The 13,973-nt window shown below is 55.4% G+C and carries 16 protein-coding genes; 6 read left to right on the top strand and 10 right to left on the bottom strand.

The window, feature by feature from the left end; translation table 11 throughout:
* The first annotated feature begins 61 nt into the window (after positions 1–61).
* Entirely contained in the window at positions 62–253 is a 192-nt protein-coding gene (locus ALQ04_RS15350; protein ID WP_122316600.1) for a hypothetical protein, read from the top strand.
* A 101-nt stretch (positions 254–354) separates the two neighbouring features.
* Here ALQ04_RS15350 and flgE read toward each other — a convergent pair whose 3' ends face one another.
* From flgE to ALQ04_RS15305, 8 genes are all read right to left on the bottom strand, one after another.
* Positions 355–1,692, bottom strand: a complete 1,338-nt coding sequence (gene flgE, locus ALQ04_RS15345; RefSeq protein WP_122316599.1) for a flagellar hook protein FlgE — start codon at positions 1,690–1,692, stop codon at positions 355–357.
* Positions 1,693–1,720: 28 nt separating this feature from the next.
* Positions 1,721–2,401: a flagellar hook assembly protein FlgD gene (flgD, locus tag ALQ04_RS15340; RefSeq protein WP_122316598.1), complete on the bottom strand. Its 681-nt coding sequence runs from the start codon at positions 2,399–2,401 to the stop codon at positions 1,721–1,723.
* A gap of 15 nt (positions 2,402–2,416) precedes the next feature.
* Positions 2,417–2,857 carry a flagellar basal body rod protein FlgC gene (flgC, locus tag ALQ04_RS15335; RefSeq protein WP_122316597.1) on the bottom strand — a complete coding sequence of 147 codons (441 nt, stop codon included), beginning with the start codon at positions 2,855–2,857 and terminating at the stop codon, positions 2,417–2,419.
* A gap of 3 nt (positions 2,858–2,860) precedes the next feature.
* Positions 2,861–3,268 (bottom strand): flagellar basal body rod protein FlgB, encoded by a 408-nt coding sequence (flgB, locus tag ALQ04_RS15330; RefSeq protein WP_122316596.1) that lies wholly within the window; start codon positions 3,266–3,268, stop codon positions 2,861–2,863.
* 234 nt (positions 3,269–3,502) lie between these two features.
* Entirely contained in the window at positions 3,503–4,783 is a 1,281-nt protein-coding gene (locus tag ALQ04_RS15320; protein ID WP_122316594.1) for an efflux RND transporter periplasmic adaptor subunit, read from the bottom strand.
* The gene (locus tag ALQ04_RS15315; protein WP_122316593.1) at positions 4,776–6,251 is read right to left on the bottom strand and encodes a TolC family protein; all 1,476 of its coding nucleotides are present in this window, start codon (positions 6,249–6,251) and stop codon (positions 4,776–4,778) included. Before ALQ04_RS15315 ends, ALQ04_RS15320 begins: the two co-directional genes overlap by 8 nt.
* Positions 6,244–7,458 carry an ABC transporter permease gene (locus ALQ04_RS15310; RefSeq protein WP_122316592.1) on the bottom strand — a complete coding sequence of 405 codons (1,215 nt, stop codon included), beginning with the start codon at positions 7,456–7,458 and terminating at the stop codon, positions 6,244–6,246. The genes ALQ04_RS15315 and ALQ04_RS15310 overlap by 8 nt, the downstream gene beginning before the upstream one ends.
* Complete coding sequence (locus ALQ04_RS15305) at positions 7,451–8,200, bottom strand: ABC transporter ATP-binding protein (protein WP_122316591.1); 750 nt, start codon at positions 8,198–8,200, stop codon at positions 7,451–7,453. Before ALQ04_RS15305 ends, ALQ04_RS15310 begins: the two co-directional genes overlap by 8 nt.
* A 466-nt stretch (positions 8,201–8,666) precedes the next feature.
* Here ALQ04_RS15305 and ALQ04_RS15300 point away from each other — a divergent pair, with 466 nt between their 5' ends.
* The gene (locus ALQ04_RS15300; protein WP_183142186.1) at positions 8,667–9,095 is read left to right on the top strand and encodes a flagellar protein FlhE; all 429 of its coding nucleotides are present in this window, start codon (positions 8,667–8,669) and stop codon (positions 9,093–9,095) included.
* A gap of 337 nt (positions 9,096–9,432) precedes the next feature.
* On the opposite strand, the gene cheR is transcribed toward ALQ04_RS15300, so the two are convergent.
* Together cheR and ALQ04_RS15290 are read right to left on the bottom strand one after the other, a co-directional pair.
* On the bottom strand, positions 9,433–10,260 hold the full coding sequence (gene cheR / locus ALQ04_RS15295; RefSeq protein ID WP_183142185.1) for a protein-glutamate O-methyltransferase CheR: 828 nt from the start codon (positions 10,258–10,260) through the stop codon (positions 9,433–9,435).
* A 44-nt stretch (positions 10,261–10,304) separates the two neighbouring features.
* Positions 10,305–11,237, bottom strand: a complete 933-nt coding sequence (locus tag ALQ04_RS15290) for a chemotaxis protein CheV (protein WP_122316589.1) — start codon at positions 11,235–11,237, stop codon at positions 10,305–10,307.
* A gap of 79 nt (positions 11,238–11,316) precedes the next feature.
* Between ALQ04_RS15290 and flgA the strand changes: the two genes are divergently transcribed.
* The 4 genes from flgA (at position 11,317) to ALQ04_RS15270 (ending at position 13,900) form a co-directional block, all read left to right on the top strand.
* Positions 11,317–12,075 (top strand): flagellar basal body P-ring formation chaperone FlgA, encoded by a 759-nt coding sequence (gene flgA, locus ALQ04_RS15285; RefSeq protein ID WP_122316588.1) that lies wholly within the window; start codon positions 11,317–11,319, stop codon positions 12,073–12,075.
* 161 nt (positions 12,076–12,236) lie between these two features.
* Positions 12,237–12,554: a flagellar biosynthesis anti-sigma factor FlgM gene (gene flgM / locus ALQ04_RS15280; protein ID WP_122316587.1), complete on the top strand. Its 318-nt coding sequence runs from the start codon at positions 12,237–12,239 to the stop codon at positions 12,552–12,554.
* Between the two features lie 49 nt (positions 12,555–12,603).
* Positions 12,604–13,071 carry a flagella synthesis protein FlgN gene (locus tag ALQ04_RS15275; protein WP_122316586.1) on the top strand — a complete coding sequence of 156 codons (468 nt, stop codon included), beginning with the start codon at positions 12,604–12,606 and terminating at the stop codon, positions 13,069–13,071.
* A gap of 82 nt (positions 13,072–13,153) precedes the next feature.
* Positions 13,154–13,900 carry a flagellar brake protein gene (locus ALQ04_RS15270; protein ID WP_122316585.1) on the top strand — a complete coding sequence of 249 codons (747 nt, stop codon included), beginning with the start codon at positions 13,154–13,156 and terminating at the stop codon, positions 13,898–13,900.
* Positions 13,901–13,973: the final 73 nt, after the last annotated feature.

Raw genomic sequence — 13,973 nt, 5'->3', positions numbered from 1 at the left:
GTTCGTTCGACTTGCCGGCAAAGTGATAACCTTGTCCCAGGTCCACCCACCGGAAATCGACATGCCCTTTCGCGCCAGCCTTATCGCGCTCATCGCAACGCTGCTGACGCTCAGCACACTGCTCGCCCAGGCCGCCCCCGCCCGCTACTACAGATGGCAGGGAGAAAGCATGATCATCTGCGCCCAGACCAGTCCCGGCCCTGGCTGGAAACGACTGCACGGCTCGTTCATCAAATCCGACTGCTCGGTCTGACAAGCACCACGAAAGCTCAATTCCGCGACGGCAATTCGCATATCGCAGAAACAGAAAAGCCCCTGTAGAGGGGCTTTTCTATCACTCCATCAACCCGATTATCAGGTCATCTGGATAGTGGTCTGCATGATGGTGCTTTGAGTCGAAATGGTTTTCGCATTCGCCTGATAGTTGCTTTGTGCCTTGATCAGGTTAACCAGCTCCACTGTCAGATCAACGTTGGAGTCTTCCAACGCCTGACCAGTGATATAACCCAAAGTCCCCGACTGCGGAACACCAGTAAGGGCAATGCCCGAATCAAAGGTTTCGCGCCAGTTGGTACCGCCCGCAGGCGACAAGCCCTGCACGTTGGCGAATGTAGTCAGGGCAACCTGACCAATCACCTTGGACTGACCGTTAGTGTATGCCGCAAACAGATTACCACTGGCATCAACACTCATATCCTTGATCTGACCCGCTGCATAGCCATTCTGAGCACCGCTGGTGCGCCCGGAAAGAGTCGCCGTCTGAGACGAACCAGTCATATCGAAATGAATACCACCCGGCACACTTGCCGCACCGTTTGCAGCCCATGTAGTAGAGATACCAGTCCCGCTCTGAGCGGCTGGAATCCAGTTATTGATCTGAAAAGTACCATCAGTGTTTACCGAGATATTGGTACCGCTCGATGGCAAAGATGGCGTCGCCGCGGTATCAATGACCAGAGCTCCGGAAGAGTCAAAGGTCAGGTTATTACGATCCGGCGTAGTACTGGCCGGGTTACTGATACTGCGACCATCGATCAACGAATACATCGCCCAGGTATTGGTACCTGTTTTGGCGAAGTAGTTTTCAAGAGAATGCTCGTTACCCTGAGAGTCAAAAACCTTTGTGCTATAGGTGAAAGTGTAACTATTGGTATTGGTTGCATCAAACGGACTGATTGTTGGAACAGTCGCCGTCGAGTTAAGGCTTGCAACGTTAGTGATAGTACTGGTTGCCTTGGCTGGTTGATTGGAGCTGTCAACTCTCAGATCACCCAACACACCGACAGAAACCACACCATTTTCGTCAACGTTATAGCCCTGCAGGTTCATGCCAGCACTGTTGACAACATAACCATCCTTATCAGTACGGAATGCTCCGGCACGAGTATAAAGGCTGTCACCATTGTTGCTGATCATGAAGAAGCCGTTACCATTGATGGCCAGATCCAGGCTATTGCCAGTACCGGTAGTCAAGGTTCCCTGGGCAAACTGCTGGGAAACGGCGGCAGTAGTTACACCACTACCAATACTGGTACCGCCTGAAGTACCACGAATCGATTGCGCATACTGGTCGGCAAACTCGATACGCGACTGCTTGAAGCCATTGGTCGCCACGTTGGCAATGTTGTTGCCGGTAACGTCGAGACTTTTGTTTGCCGCATAGAGCCCACTAAGGCCGATATTGAATGACATGTACCACTCCTACGCCGTCTAGTCGGCTCTATATTCCGATTGATTGCACTTTGGACAAGGCGATTGAACTGCCGCCTGCCAGATTCAGTGTCATTTCCCCGCCACTCACAGCTGTTGTAACACTGTTGACCGTTGCTGGCAGGTAAGTACTCAAAGCCGTGTTTGTACCGTTAATGGTTCCATTTGCAACAAAACTGTAAGTACCAGATGGCATGGCAGCGCCCTCACTATTGAGGCCATCCCAGGTGAAACTTGCATTACCTGCAGTCTTGGTGCCCAGATCGATTGTATCGACCAGGTTTTTACTGGAGTCGTAGACCTTGACTGTCGTCGCCGAGGTCGAGGACGGCACGACCACCGATCCAGCCAGACCTTTGCTGGTATCCACTTGCGCGGTACCGGTCTCGACAATCACCGAGCGCCCGACCAGCGAAGAAGCCTGCAACGCTTGAGAAGATTTGTAGCTGGTCGCAATCGAATCGACCGTCGAGGTCAGGTTCTGCATGCTTTCCAGACTGCTGAACTGCGCCAACTGCGCAACGAATTGCGTGTTGTCCTGCGGATCCAGCGGGTTCTGGTTTTTCATCTGCGTTACGAGCAGCTGCAGGAACGCATCCTTGCCCAGCGCCTCACCCGAATTGGTAGCAGTGGTTTTAGGGTTCTGCAGCGAGCTTATAAAACTCGTCGATACATCGTTTTCAACGGCCATAACTATCGCCCTTTATCACTGACCGAGGGTCAGAACCTTCTGCATCATGGATTTTGCGGTGTTCATGATTTCGGCGTTCGTCTGGAACGAACGACTGGCGGAAATCATGTCGGCCATTTCTTCCACGACATTGACGTTGGGGTAGTAGACATACCCGTTCTTGTCAGCGGAGGGATGATTAGGCTCGAAGCGCGCTTCAAGGTTGGAACTGTCTTCGATGATGCCGTTGACCTGCACACCCTGCCCGGCATCGCCCTGATCCTGGAACAGCGAGCCACCGGTCGATTGCTGGTTCTGCAGCACAGTCGCGAACACCGGGTGACGGGCACGATAGGTCTGGTCCATGCTCGACGAGACGGTCTCGGCGTTGGCGATGTTACTGGCCGTGGTGTTCAGACGGGTGGTCTGGGCACTCATGGCGCTACCGGCAATGTTGAACACATTGGCTAGTGACATGAATTATTCTCCGCGAAGAGCTGAAACCAGCCCTTTGAATTTGCTGTTGAGCAGGGTGAAGCTGGCCTGGAAACCCATGGCGTTATCGGTATAGCTGGCCTGCTCGATCTGCGAATCGACGGTGTTCTGGTCCAGCGAAGGCTGCGACGGAGTGCGATACATCAGCGTACCGTCGCCACCGCTCATACCTTCAGCTTCGATATGATGGCTATTGGTCGTGTTCAGCGCGAAACGACCGTTCTGGGCTTTCTCACTCTCGGCAGCCAGCACCGAGGAAAAGTCCAGATCACGGGCCTTGAAATTCGGGGTGTCGGCGTTGGAAATGTTGTTGGCCAACACCTCTGCACGCTGAGCCCGGAAGTTAAGGGCCTTTTCGTGTATGCCTAATGCTTTATCGAAGCTGATGCTCATTTCGGGAAACCTTTGCCGGTTGACCTGATTCTCGTATCACAGAGAAAGCAATCGGCGTGCCAAAGTGGCATTCCCAATGTTTACGGGGCTTCCAGCGCATGCCAGGGCGGCAATGCCAGAAAAGCGGCAAGGCATTTCCGCTGCGAAGGGGTAAAGCGGCAAGGGATGCGTCGTTTTTTTGCCATGCCCATGGCGGGGCTGCCTTGCCGCAGGCAGCAGAAACGCTCGGACCGGTCACTGAGCCGTGGCAGGCAACTCGACATAACCGGGTTTCAGGCCCGAGACCTCGACCCCCTGGGGCATCGCACGACCGGCAGTGACAATCACCTGCTGTGGCGCATCGGCCATTTCCTTTCGATAGACAACGAAGGTTCTGCCTGCTGCATCCTGACGCAACACCTCAGGCGGAACCGTGAAACCGTTGTCAGCCCGATAAGTGACGATGGCCAGCCGGGCGCTCATGCCCAGACGGACTTTCAATTGCTGGGCGGGCGTCAAAGGAGCGATGCCTATGACGACCTCATACGTCGTGCCGCCACCGAACATATCAGGAGCCACGCCCTGCGCAGCAATCGACGATATCGCCCCTTGCAGGGTAATCCCCTCGAAACCATCACCCGTGACCTGCACAGGCATACCATCGGCCAACTGGTGCAGATCCACCTCTTCGACCCGCGCCACGGCCCTGATCTGCTCCAGACTCGCCAACTCGAAAAGCGGTGTACCCTGAGGCATGCGCATCCCTTGCTGGATCAGCGGCGCCACGCCCCCCTCCGGCCTTTGTGGCCGCAGCACAATTCCAGCGAACGGAGCATCAATCTCCCGCCGGGCATGCAGCGCCTGCAAGGCCTGATAGCGCGACTGGGCATTTGCCAGCTCCATATCGGCTATCTGGCGATTTTCCCCCCTGCCCTTCTCTATGACCGCATTCAGCTCCGACTGCGAGGCCGTCATGTCAAGCCGCTGCACCCTGGCCTGCTGCTCAAGCGAATCCACATCCATACGCGCAACGATACCGCGCTCGAACAGTCGGCGAGTGTCAGCCAGTTTTCGCTCGGTATCACTCAAGCCATACTGAGCAGTTGTCAGCGCACGGCGCGCCCGCGCAACTTCTTCGCCCTGCGCCCAGTTCTGCATGTCTTTTACTGTGCGTTGAAGCTTCAATTGGGCAGCCAGCGCCTCACGCAACTGAATATCCAGTTGCGTCGTATCCAGCGTCAGCAAACGTTGCCCACGCTCGACCCTTTGCCCCTCGACAACCGCAACTTCCTGCACCACACCTTCAAACGGCGCAGCCAGAGTGGATCGGCTGGCCGCTTCGATTCGTCCCACCAGCCCCAACTGACTCTCCAGCGCCTGTGGCTGCACTGGGATCCAGCTAGCGCCTGGCGATATCGACTCGGACTGCGATTGATAGCCATAGACAAGACTTGCAAGAAGCCCGCCGGCAACAAGCCCACCGACAACCCAGGTACTGACGCCAAAGGTACGCAACCGGGCCAGATAGTTAGTCATTGAGATCAATATCCCAGCTCTCCAGAGTCGTACCCAGCGTCTGATCCAGACTGGTCTGAGCATTAAGGTAAGCAATCAGCGCATTCAGGCGAGCATTTTCGGCATTGCGCAGGTCGGCCTCGAAACTCAGGACCTGAAAGTTGCTGGAACGACCGGACTGCAGTTTTTCCCGCTCGATATCCAGCTTGCGCAGTGACAATTCGCGTGCCCGCTGAGAGATTTCATACTGCCGCCAGCGAGTGCCCAGGTCGCGCACGCCATCACCCACATCACGTGCCAGAGACTGATCAGCCTCAGCCATGAGCAACTCCTGATTTTCCACATCGACCCGCGCCCGGACTTCGGCTTGTCGGCGACTTAAATCGCCAATCGGAATATCGATCTGGACACCGGCATAGCCTTCCCAGGTGCGGTTCGTACTCGGCCCAAAATCATTCGGGGAACGATCACGAACCTGCGTGGCACCACCGATTAACGACACATCCCATAACCGCTCATTCCGGGCGACCAGCAGATTGATTTCCGCCTGCTTGCCGGCAATCAGACGAGTGAGGTAGGCAGGCTGCCGCTCCCTGGCCGTAATCAGCGCCTGCTTCTGATTGACATCGATACGCCGTGCATCCAGCACTTCTGCCGCACGCAACCGCGTGCCAAGATCCAGCGCCAGGAGGCGTAACAGCTCAAGGCGACTGGCATCCAGCTGGTTGGCCGCCTCTTCTATAGCCAGCTCCTGAGTGGCGACGTCCGCTTCAGTCTGGACAATATCGAACTCAGCCATTTGCCCCGCAGAAATCATCGCCCGGTTTGCGTCAAGCAACTGCCGTGAGCGCTCCAGAGCATCACGTGCGATACGCACCTGCTCCTGAGCACGCAACAGCTCTCGATACCCGGTGATGATCTGAGTAATGGTGTCCGAGACGGTAGATTTCAGAGTCAGACGATTGACCTTTTCCGAAAGCACAGCCAGCCGCACAGGAGCCGTTGCGACATCCTTCCCCGCTCCACGCAACAAAGGCTGAATGACCGTCAGGGTCGCGCCATCATTGCGGGTTCGACCTGCCGTGTCGGCCATGGTCAGTTGATTCGACCAGGCAAGAGAAAGCTGGGTACCGTATTCACCCAGCATGGTGGTCTGCGGAATCACTTCTGCCTGACGATAGTGATCACTCTGATTGCGTGTTGCCAGATAACGGCTGCTGAGAACCAGCTTGGGGGTAAAAAGATCCTCGGCAACGCGCAGGTCGAACTTCTGGGCAATTCGATCAAGGTAGGCACTGCGAATCGAACGGTTTGCCCGCAAGCCCAGAAATACCGCATCAGCCAGCGTCAGCTCGATGGTCTGCTCATTCAGGGAAACACTCCTGGCCGGCATGCTCGGACCGCCAGGCACAAGAGGTGCCGCCAACGCTGACTGTATGCCGCAAACAACCAGGCAGAGCACGGCAAGACTCCGATAGAAATCAGTCATCGCGCAACGCCTGTACCGGTTCCAGCCGAGCTGCCATCAGGGCTGGATTCAAGCCGAAAAAAAGTCCCACCAGCAGTGAGCTGGCAATGCCCAGAGGCAGTGAAGGAAGCGACAAGGTAAAACCCCAGCCTGACAGCATCGAGAACAGCCAGGCCGCGAGCAAACCGACGCACGCACCAATCGACGCCCCGGCAATGGACAGCACGGCGGCCTCCAGCAGAAACAGTCGGCCAATATCCACAGGACGCGCACCAAGCGCCATGCGCACACCAATTTCCCGGCGCCGTTCGGACACATTCATGACCATCACATTCATGACACCCACCCCTCCCACCAACAGGGATATACCGCCAAGGCCTGCCAGCAGATAGGAAAAGGTACGAGACTGCTGTGCCAGACCGTCAATCAATTGCTGAGGAATCTGCACCTGGACATCGCGTCCCGGCGCCAGGGTTTGCAGAAAATCACTCAGGGCCTGGCCATCCTGCTCCAGGGTTTCGCCGCTCCCGCCCCTGGCAATGACATTGTTGATTTCAGGTCTTGAACTGATACGCCGCATGCCTTCGATGGGGACGAAAACAGCCTCATCCACGGAAACAGGAATAAGTGGATTCTGCCCATGCCCGGCCAGTATTCCGATAATTTCAAACAGATAACCGTCGACCTGTATGCGTCTTCCGGCAACCTCCTGAAGATTATCGACACCCAGCTCTCTGGCTACCTGCGCACCAAGCACGGCATAAGTGCTTCGGCTGTCATAGCCGGAAAGGAATCGCCCCTGGGCCACACGTACACCCAGGACGACCGGCAAATCACTGGAAGTGCCGACGACGTTTACGTTGTGCGTGCGACCATCAAGACTCGCCCGCGTCGAAAGCATCATCACCGGCGCGAGATGAAGGATGCCGGGGACCGCACTCATTACCGCCTGGCTATCCAGCGAAGAGGGAGCCGGTCGCATCTTCATCCCTGGCGTTGCGGCAAAGCTGACCACCAGCATATCGCTGCCAAGTCCCTTGAAAGCACTGACTGCTTCATTGGCTGCGTTCTGGCCAATGTTCAACAAAGCGACCACCGAGGCACAGCCCACGGCAATACCCAGCAAGGCCAGCAACGATCTGCGTCCCAAAAGACGCAAACTGTTCAAGGGCTCCATGAATATCTGCCCAAGCGCTGGGCCGTAGCTTGCGAAGCGCCCTTCAGACATGGGCAATCCCGACTGGCAGTAGCTGTTCCTCGAGGCAGCCATCCCTGACATGCAGGCAACGCTGCATATGCCGGGCAAGAGAGTTATCGTGAGTCACCACAATCAAGGTCACGCCCTGCTCCCGGTTCAGGGCCAGCAGCAAGGCAAGAATCTCGGAAGCCGTGGTGCTGTCGAGATTGCCGGTTGGTTCATCGGCAAGAATCAGGGCTGGCTGCCCGACCAGGGCGCGGGCAATTGCCACTCTTTGCCGCTGCCCACCGGACAGTTCGGCGGGACGATGATGCGCCCGGTCAGCCAGACCAACGCGCTCTATCTCACGTTGCGCGACTACCCGCGCAGCCTGGCGAGAATAGCCGCGATACAGCAACGGCAAGGCGACGTTATCCAGGGCGTTCAGGCGCGGCAGGAGGTTGAAGCTTTGAAAGACAAAACCAATCAGCTGGTTGCGAACCCTGGCACGCAATTGCGCAGAGGCATCGCCCATGTCCAGCCCGTCGAGGAACAGGCCACCAGAGGTAGGACGATCAAGCAGGCCGAGAATGTTAAGCAGCGTGCTCTTGCCTGAACCGGAGCTTCCGACAATCGCACAGCTTTGCCCGCGCTCAATGGTCAACGAGACATTGTGCAGGACGGCGTGAGACACAACGCCGGCCTGGTAAGAGTGACAAATACGGTCTAACTGAATCAGGTTCGTGCAGGCTGCCGCTTTCCTGCATTGCTCCTGAGTGACTTGCCCTTCCATTGCGTACTGCCTTCTCCATGACCTCGTATTCGCCCGCCCTTATAGCACTTCACTAGATAGCATTGGAGCGTTTTTTTGGCATGGCGAAAAAATTCATGGTGCCTTACCTAAAAAAGACACCTGAAAAACCCTCAACTAAATAAACACACAAAGAAAATATGACAAATTATCACACCAAAGAAAAATTCTTCACGCAAAAAACTTAAAAACAATCAGGAAATACAGCACCTGCACACCTTTACAACTACGGCATAATTCAAAATATTACAAATACTCAAAAGCACCAACAAGAAAATCACTCAACCAGCACAAAGAGCAAGAAAGGTGTCAACGCCGCTTAAAATTGTTTTTTTGAAAAACCATCTTGTTTCAAAAAAATTGAAAAGGTATAAAGTTCACCGCTGCTTGTCAGGACAGACAAGCGCTTCGCAAGATGCGAATTCATGAATTAAAAGGAGTCTTAAAAATGAAAAGAAAAGGTATTCTTGGATATGCAGCAGCACTGACGCTGGCCGTAGTCGGCAGCAACGCCTTTGCCGTAGGTGGCGGATACTCTCGAGAGGTCAATGTTCCGCCCACCTTCTCTACAAATCAGTGGAACACTACAAACTTCCCGATTCTGGGCACAGCTCCGGCCAGCGGCAAAATAACTTTCATTAGCTGGCGATATACAATGGGACCGATCCCCGCCAACGCAACCTTCAACGCATACCTGTGCCACGGAGATACCAGCTCCTGTATTGACGTCACCTCTCTCAAAAGTGGATCAACCACATTTTTCGCAAATAGATCGCCAGACAAGACCTTCTTCTTGTATCACCGCATCTATCGCGCCAGTTCATTCGCCCCGGTAACAGGTGGAGCAGCGCAGGTCATTGTTAACTGGGAGAATTGATTCCGGAATCATATACTTGCCGAACTGCTAAAAATCAGTAATTCAGCAAGCATGATAGCCGCGGCGCCGTTCAAATTGCGGGTAATACTGGCAAAAACGCCAGCCCCCTCAGCATGTGGGCGCCTATAGAATCTTTCATGTGAATACCAACAGCATAAGCATGAAGTATTCCGACACTACTAAATACAATCTTTGATTTACAGGGACACTGGCGCCCTGCCGAAAGGGCGCCAGTAGACTCATACGTAGCCCACACGCGCCTTTGACCCAACACTCATTTCACACTCCCAACAAAAAAGAGACCCGAAGGTCTCTTTCATGCTCACTACAACAACCATCACTTGGCCTTGTAGATAATCCCCGGACTGCACTGGACCATCTGGTAGTGATCCGGCAAGCCGTTGAGTGCCTCGGAAGCTCCAAGGAACAGGTAGCCGCCCGGCTTGAGCGTGCCATGGATGCGCAGCAGGATGTCTTTCTTCACTTCAGCCGAGAAGTAGATCAACACGTTGCGGCAGAACACGATGTCGAACTTGCCCAGACTGGCGTAGCTGTCGAGCAGGTTGAACGAGCGGAATTCGACACGGCTCTTGATAGGCGCCTTGACCACCCAGCGGCCCGGACTTTTCACGTCGAAGTAGCGCTGCAGGCGATCCGGTGACAGACCGCGACCGATTGCCAGGCTGTCGTACTCACCGGTCTTGCAGTTGGTGAGCATCAAGCCGGACAGGTCGGTTGCCACAATCTGCGCACCCGCCTTGAGCTGACCCGGATTGCTGCGCTCGAACTCGTCGATGGACATCGACAGCGAGTACGGTTCCTGGCCGGACGAACAGGCTGCCGACCAGATACGCAAACGCTGGCCGGGACTGGCCTTGATCTGCTCGGGCAGCACCTTGTTCTTCAGCACCTCAAAGGGATAGGTATCACGAAACCACAGGGTTTCGTTGGTGGTCATCGCATCGACCACCTGTTCGCGCAAACCGCTGCGGGGCTGGGTCTGGATACGCTGTACCAGCTCGCCCAACGATTTGAGGCCCTGCTGCTCCATCAGCTTGTTGAGACGGCTGGAGACCAGGTACTGCTTGTTTTCCCCCAGCAAGATGCCACAGGCTTTTTCCAGAAAGACCCGGAACTGTTCAAAATCCAAATTACCTGTAGACAAGGTGCCGCCCCTCAAAATCATGTGAACCACCAGGAACGAAGCCCCTAGCTATTATCTGCCGCCTTGATCCGCGCCACGACCCTGGCCGCCAGGTCATCAGGTCGAAACTTCGCGAGAAAATCGTCAGCACCCACTTTCTTTACCATCGCCTGGTTGAATACCCCGGAAAGCGAGGTATGCAAGGTGATGTGCAGCTTCTGCATCCGTGGATCATTACGTATGGCTGTTGTAAGGGTATAGCCATCCATCTCCGGCATTTCAATGTCGGAGATCATCATCAGAAACTCTTCATCAGGTTTCTTGCCCTCTTCGACCATCGCCTTGAGGTAGTCCAGCGCCTGACGACCATCGTTCAAGGCCACTACCTCGACCCCGACGGTTTCCAGGCAACGACTGACCTGCTTGCGTGCGACCGAAGAGTCATCGACTGTCAGCACCCGCAACGAAACGGCCTTCTTGTGCGTATCTTCATCGATCACACCGTGGGACACCGCCTCGGTAATCGGCGCCACCTCGGCGAGAATCTTCTCGACGTCGATGATTTCCACCAACTGATTGTCGACACGGGTCACGGCCGTCAGATAGTGGTCGCGCCCGGTGCCCTTGGGCGGCGGATGAATCTCTTCCCAGTTCATGTTGACGATGCGCTCGACCGAGTGCACCAGAAACCCCTGAACCTTGGTGTTGTACTCGGTAATGATGACGAAGGAATTCACCAGCGAAATCATTCCGGTCGAACCCGTCGCCATTGCCAGATCCATGATCGGGATCGTGCCACCGCGAATGTTGGCCACCCCACGCACAATCCGGCTGGACTTGGGCATGATGGTCAGTTTCGGGCATTGCAGTACTTCTTTAACCTTGAATACGTTAATCCCATAAAGCTGCTTGCCGTCCAGACGGAACAACAGCAGCTCAAGGCGATTCTGTCCGACCAGCTGAGTTCGCTGGTTCACCGAATCCATTACACCCGCCATGCCCGACCCCCTTAACAAAAGCCACCATTAGCCACACACCAGATTTGGCAAGCGGCACGGGCCTTGCTTTTTATACGCCATGAACACGAAGACGACAATTTTTCGACACCTGACACTGGAAACCCGCAGACTTCTCTGGGCGATCGTTGTGCTGTGCCTTTCAAGCACTGCCAACTACGGCCGCGCCGAGAGTTTCACACTGCCTGAACAGCTTATCGGCGTCACTCAGGGGTTTCTTGAGTTCACAGTAGAAGACTATTTATCGAGCAACCAGATTGAAGGCCGATTTGAAATTCAGGTCAGGCAGCTGGACCCCCGTTTACGCATGGGTTTCTGTGACAAGGATTTGACAGCCAAACTGGAAAGCCCCAGGCCAATGGGCAGGGTGACAGTGCGCGTACGCTGCGAGGGCTCCTCACCGTGGACCGTGTTCGTGCCGGCCGAGGTCAAGCTGTTTCGCAACGTGGTTGTCTCGGTACGGCCCTTGAAACGCGACAATATCGTGTCGGCCGATGATGTTGCCCTGCGCGAAAAGGATATCGGCAGCCTTGGTCTTGGATTTCTGTCGTCCCTGGACCAGGCCGTAGGACAGAAAGTGATCCGACCAACGGTCATCGACCAGGTGATGTCGCCGGTCTTTCTGGAGCAGCCGCAGATGATCCGCAAGGGCGATCAGGTGGTGATCATTGCCCGCAGCGGCTCGCTGGCCGTGCGGATGCCGGGCGAGGCACTGTCCGACGGCAGTTTCAACGAGCAGATACGGGTCAAGAACCTGAATTCCAATCGCGTCATCAAGGCCAACATTACCGGGCCAGGGCAGGTGGAAGTTGCCATGTAGATAGATTTAGGCTGGCGTCGAACGCGCGTTTTTCCTAGACTGCGGTGCATATTCCCGCGGTGGAAAGCCCGTTCCGTATGCTTTTCACACAAAGCCTAAAGTTTTTTTGGGTTGGGCCGAAAACAAGGCAAGCGTCCAAACACCCAGAGGTTTTTTCAATCATGGTCATAGATTTTAGTCGCCTTGGAAATTCACAGTCTGTCGGTAGCACTTCGCGTACCGGGGCTACAAAGGAAAGCGGTAAAACCGATGCACCGGCATCCGCAGCCACTGCTGCCAACGTCAAAGGCACCGGCGAATCCGTTCACTTGAGCAGTGAGGCTCAACAGTTGCAGAAGATCACTGATAAGTTGGGCGAACTGCCAACCGTCAACAGCGCTCGCGTAGCCGAATTGAAGCAGGCGATTGCAGACGGCACTTACACAGTGGACAGCAACCGTGTTGCCAGCAAACTGCTGAACTTTGAAACCCAGCGCTAGCCCTGTGCTAGCGGTGGATAATCTGGACGCTTGAAAACCAGAGCATGCGATGCAAGATACTACTTTGCTTCAGATGATCACCGACGGCATGGTTCCGACCCGACAACTGCTTGAGTTGCTTCAGGCCGAGTCACTGGTTCTGCATGGCCGCGACATGGGCGAGATGGAACATATCCTGGCGCAGAAACAGGCGCTGGTGATTCTCCTCGAACAGCATGGTCGCAGGCGCAGCCAGCTACTCGCGGGCATTGGGCTACCTGCGAACCGCAAAGGTCTCCAGGAGCTGGCCAGCCAGTCCGATGTGGGCGAACAGCTTCTCGCGGCCAGCGACGAACTGAGCGCACTCATTGCCGAATGCCAGGCGATCAATGAGCAGAATGGCAGTCTCATCCAGTTGCAGCAGGTGACAACCGCTCACCAACTGCGCATCCTGAATGGTGCCGATACGCCGACGCTGTATGACAGCCGCGGATCGACCGCAGGAAGAGCAAGGCCACGCCCTCTCAGTCAGGCGTAACTTCCTGTTCCAAGGTTCAGTGCGTAGTGGCAGAATGCCTGTTGTTGCGTTGCCGTAGTATTTTGCCTGGAGATGTAAAAACGTGAATGGCTCAAGCGCGGATGATGCTCCGCAGCCCCCGAAGGTACTCAATACACCTTTGGAAATCGCCGCTAACCTGCGGTTACTACTTGAACATAATGATCCGCTGATCATTACCTTTCATGAGCGTTCCCAACGCTTCCAGAGCTACCTGATCGAAGTTGACCGTGACAGCAATGTCCTGGCGCTCGACGAAATGATCCCCCGCGACGGTGAACGCTTCCTGGCCAACGGCGAATCATTCCGCGTCGAAGGTTTCCACGACGGCGTGCGCATCGCCTGGGAAAGCTCGGACCCGATGGAAATCGTCGATACCGACGGCCAACGCCTCTACCGCGGCTCCCTACCCAAAGAAGTCATCTACCACCAGCGTCGCAACGCATTCCGTGCAGCACTCAAGCTGGCACAGCTGGTCGACATTGAAATTGGTGGCGACCGCCTCAAGTCCCCACTGGTTGGCAAGCTCCTGGATATTTCCGCGACCGGCTGCAAGTTGCGCTTCGAGGGCGACGTGTCCGAACGCATGCAACTGGGTCAGGTCTATGAACGCTTCATCGCCAAGCTGCCTTTCGGCGCAATGACCGCTCCGGTAGAGCTGCGTTACCTGCATTTTGAAGAGCACTTCCATACCACTTTCGCCGGCGTACGCTTCCACAACATGAGCGGCCTGGTGCAGCGTCAGGTGGAACGCTTCGTTTATCAACTGCAGCGCGAAGCACGTCGTTTCGATAAAGACGACGACTTCTGATCGCGGCAGCCTGAAGCAAAAAGGCGATTGCGTTGTACACGCAATCGCCTTTTTTGTGCCTGCCCCGAAGTCA

Source organism: Pseudomonas cichorii (assembly GCF_003700275.1).
GTDB classification, from domain to species: Bacteria; Pseudomonadota; Gammaproteobacteria; order Pseudomonadales; family Pseudomonadaceae; genus Aquipseudomonas; species Aquipseudomonas cichorii_B.
Note: the sequence above shows the minus strand (reverse complement) of the source record. Positions and strands in the feature narration are given on the sequence as shown.

Excerpts from the sequence above, each read along its gene's own strand:
- ALQ04_RS15290 (WP_122316589.1), bottom strand. The coding sequence starts at position 11,237 with ATGGCGGGTGTAATGGATTCGGTGAACCAGCGAACTCAGCTGGTCGGA.
- ALQ04_RS15275 (WP_122316586.1), top strand. The coding sequence starts at position 12,604 with ATGCAAGATACTACTTTGCTTCAGATGATCACCGACGGCATGGTTCCG.
- flgE (WP_122316599.1), bottom strand. The coding sequence starts at position 1,692 with ATGTCATTCAATATCGGCCTTAGTGGGCTCTATGCGGCAAACAAAAGT.
- ALQ04_RS15305 (WP_122316591.1), bottom strand. The coding sequence starts at position 8,200 with ATGGAAGGGCAAGTCACTCAGGAGCAATGCAGGAAAGCGGCAGCCTGC.
- flgD (WP_122316598.1), bottom strand. The coding sequence starts at position 2,401 with ATGGCCGTTGAAAACGATGTATCGACGAGTTTTATAAGCTCGCTGCAG.
- flgC (WP_122316597.1), bottom strand. The coding sequence starts at position 2,857 with ATGTCACTAGCCAATGTGTTCAACATTGCCGGTAGCGCCATGAGTGCC.
- flgA (WP_122316588.1), top strand. The coding sequence starts at position 11,317 with ATGAACACGAAGACGACAATTTTTCGACACCTGACACTGGAAACCCGC.
- ALQ04_RS15310 (WP_122316592.1), bottom strand. The coding sequence starts at position 7,458 with ATGTCTGAAGGGCGCTTCGCAAGCTACGGCCCAGCGCTTGGGCAGATA.
- ALQ04_RS15300 (WP_183142186.1), top strand. The coding sequence starts at position 8,667 with ATGAAAAGAAAAGGTATTCTTGGATATGCAGCAGCACTGACGCTGGCC.
- flgM (WP_122316587.1), top strand. The coding sequence starts at position 12,237 with ATGGTCATAGATTTTAGTCGCCTTGGAAATTCACAGTCTGTCGGTAGC.
- ALQ04_RS15350 (WP_122316600.1), top strand. The coding sequence starts at position 62 with ATGCCCTTTCGCGCCAGCCTTATCGCGCTCATCGCAACGCTGCTGACG.
- flgB (WP_122316596.1), bottom strand. The coding sequence starts at position 3,268 with ATGAGCATCAGCTTCGATAAAGCATTAGGCATACACGAAAAGGCCCTT.
- ALQ04_RS15315 (WP_122316593.1), bottom strand. The coding sequence starts at position 6,251 with ATGACTGATTTCTATCGGAGTCTTGCCGTGCTCTGCCTGGTTGTTTGC.
- ALQ04_RS15320 (WP_122316594.1), bottom strand. The coding sequence starts at position 4,783 with ATGACTAACTATCTGGCCCGGTTGCGTACCTTTGGCGTCAGTACCTGG.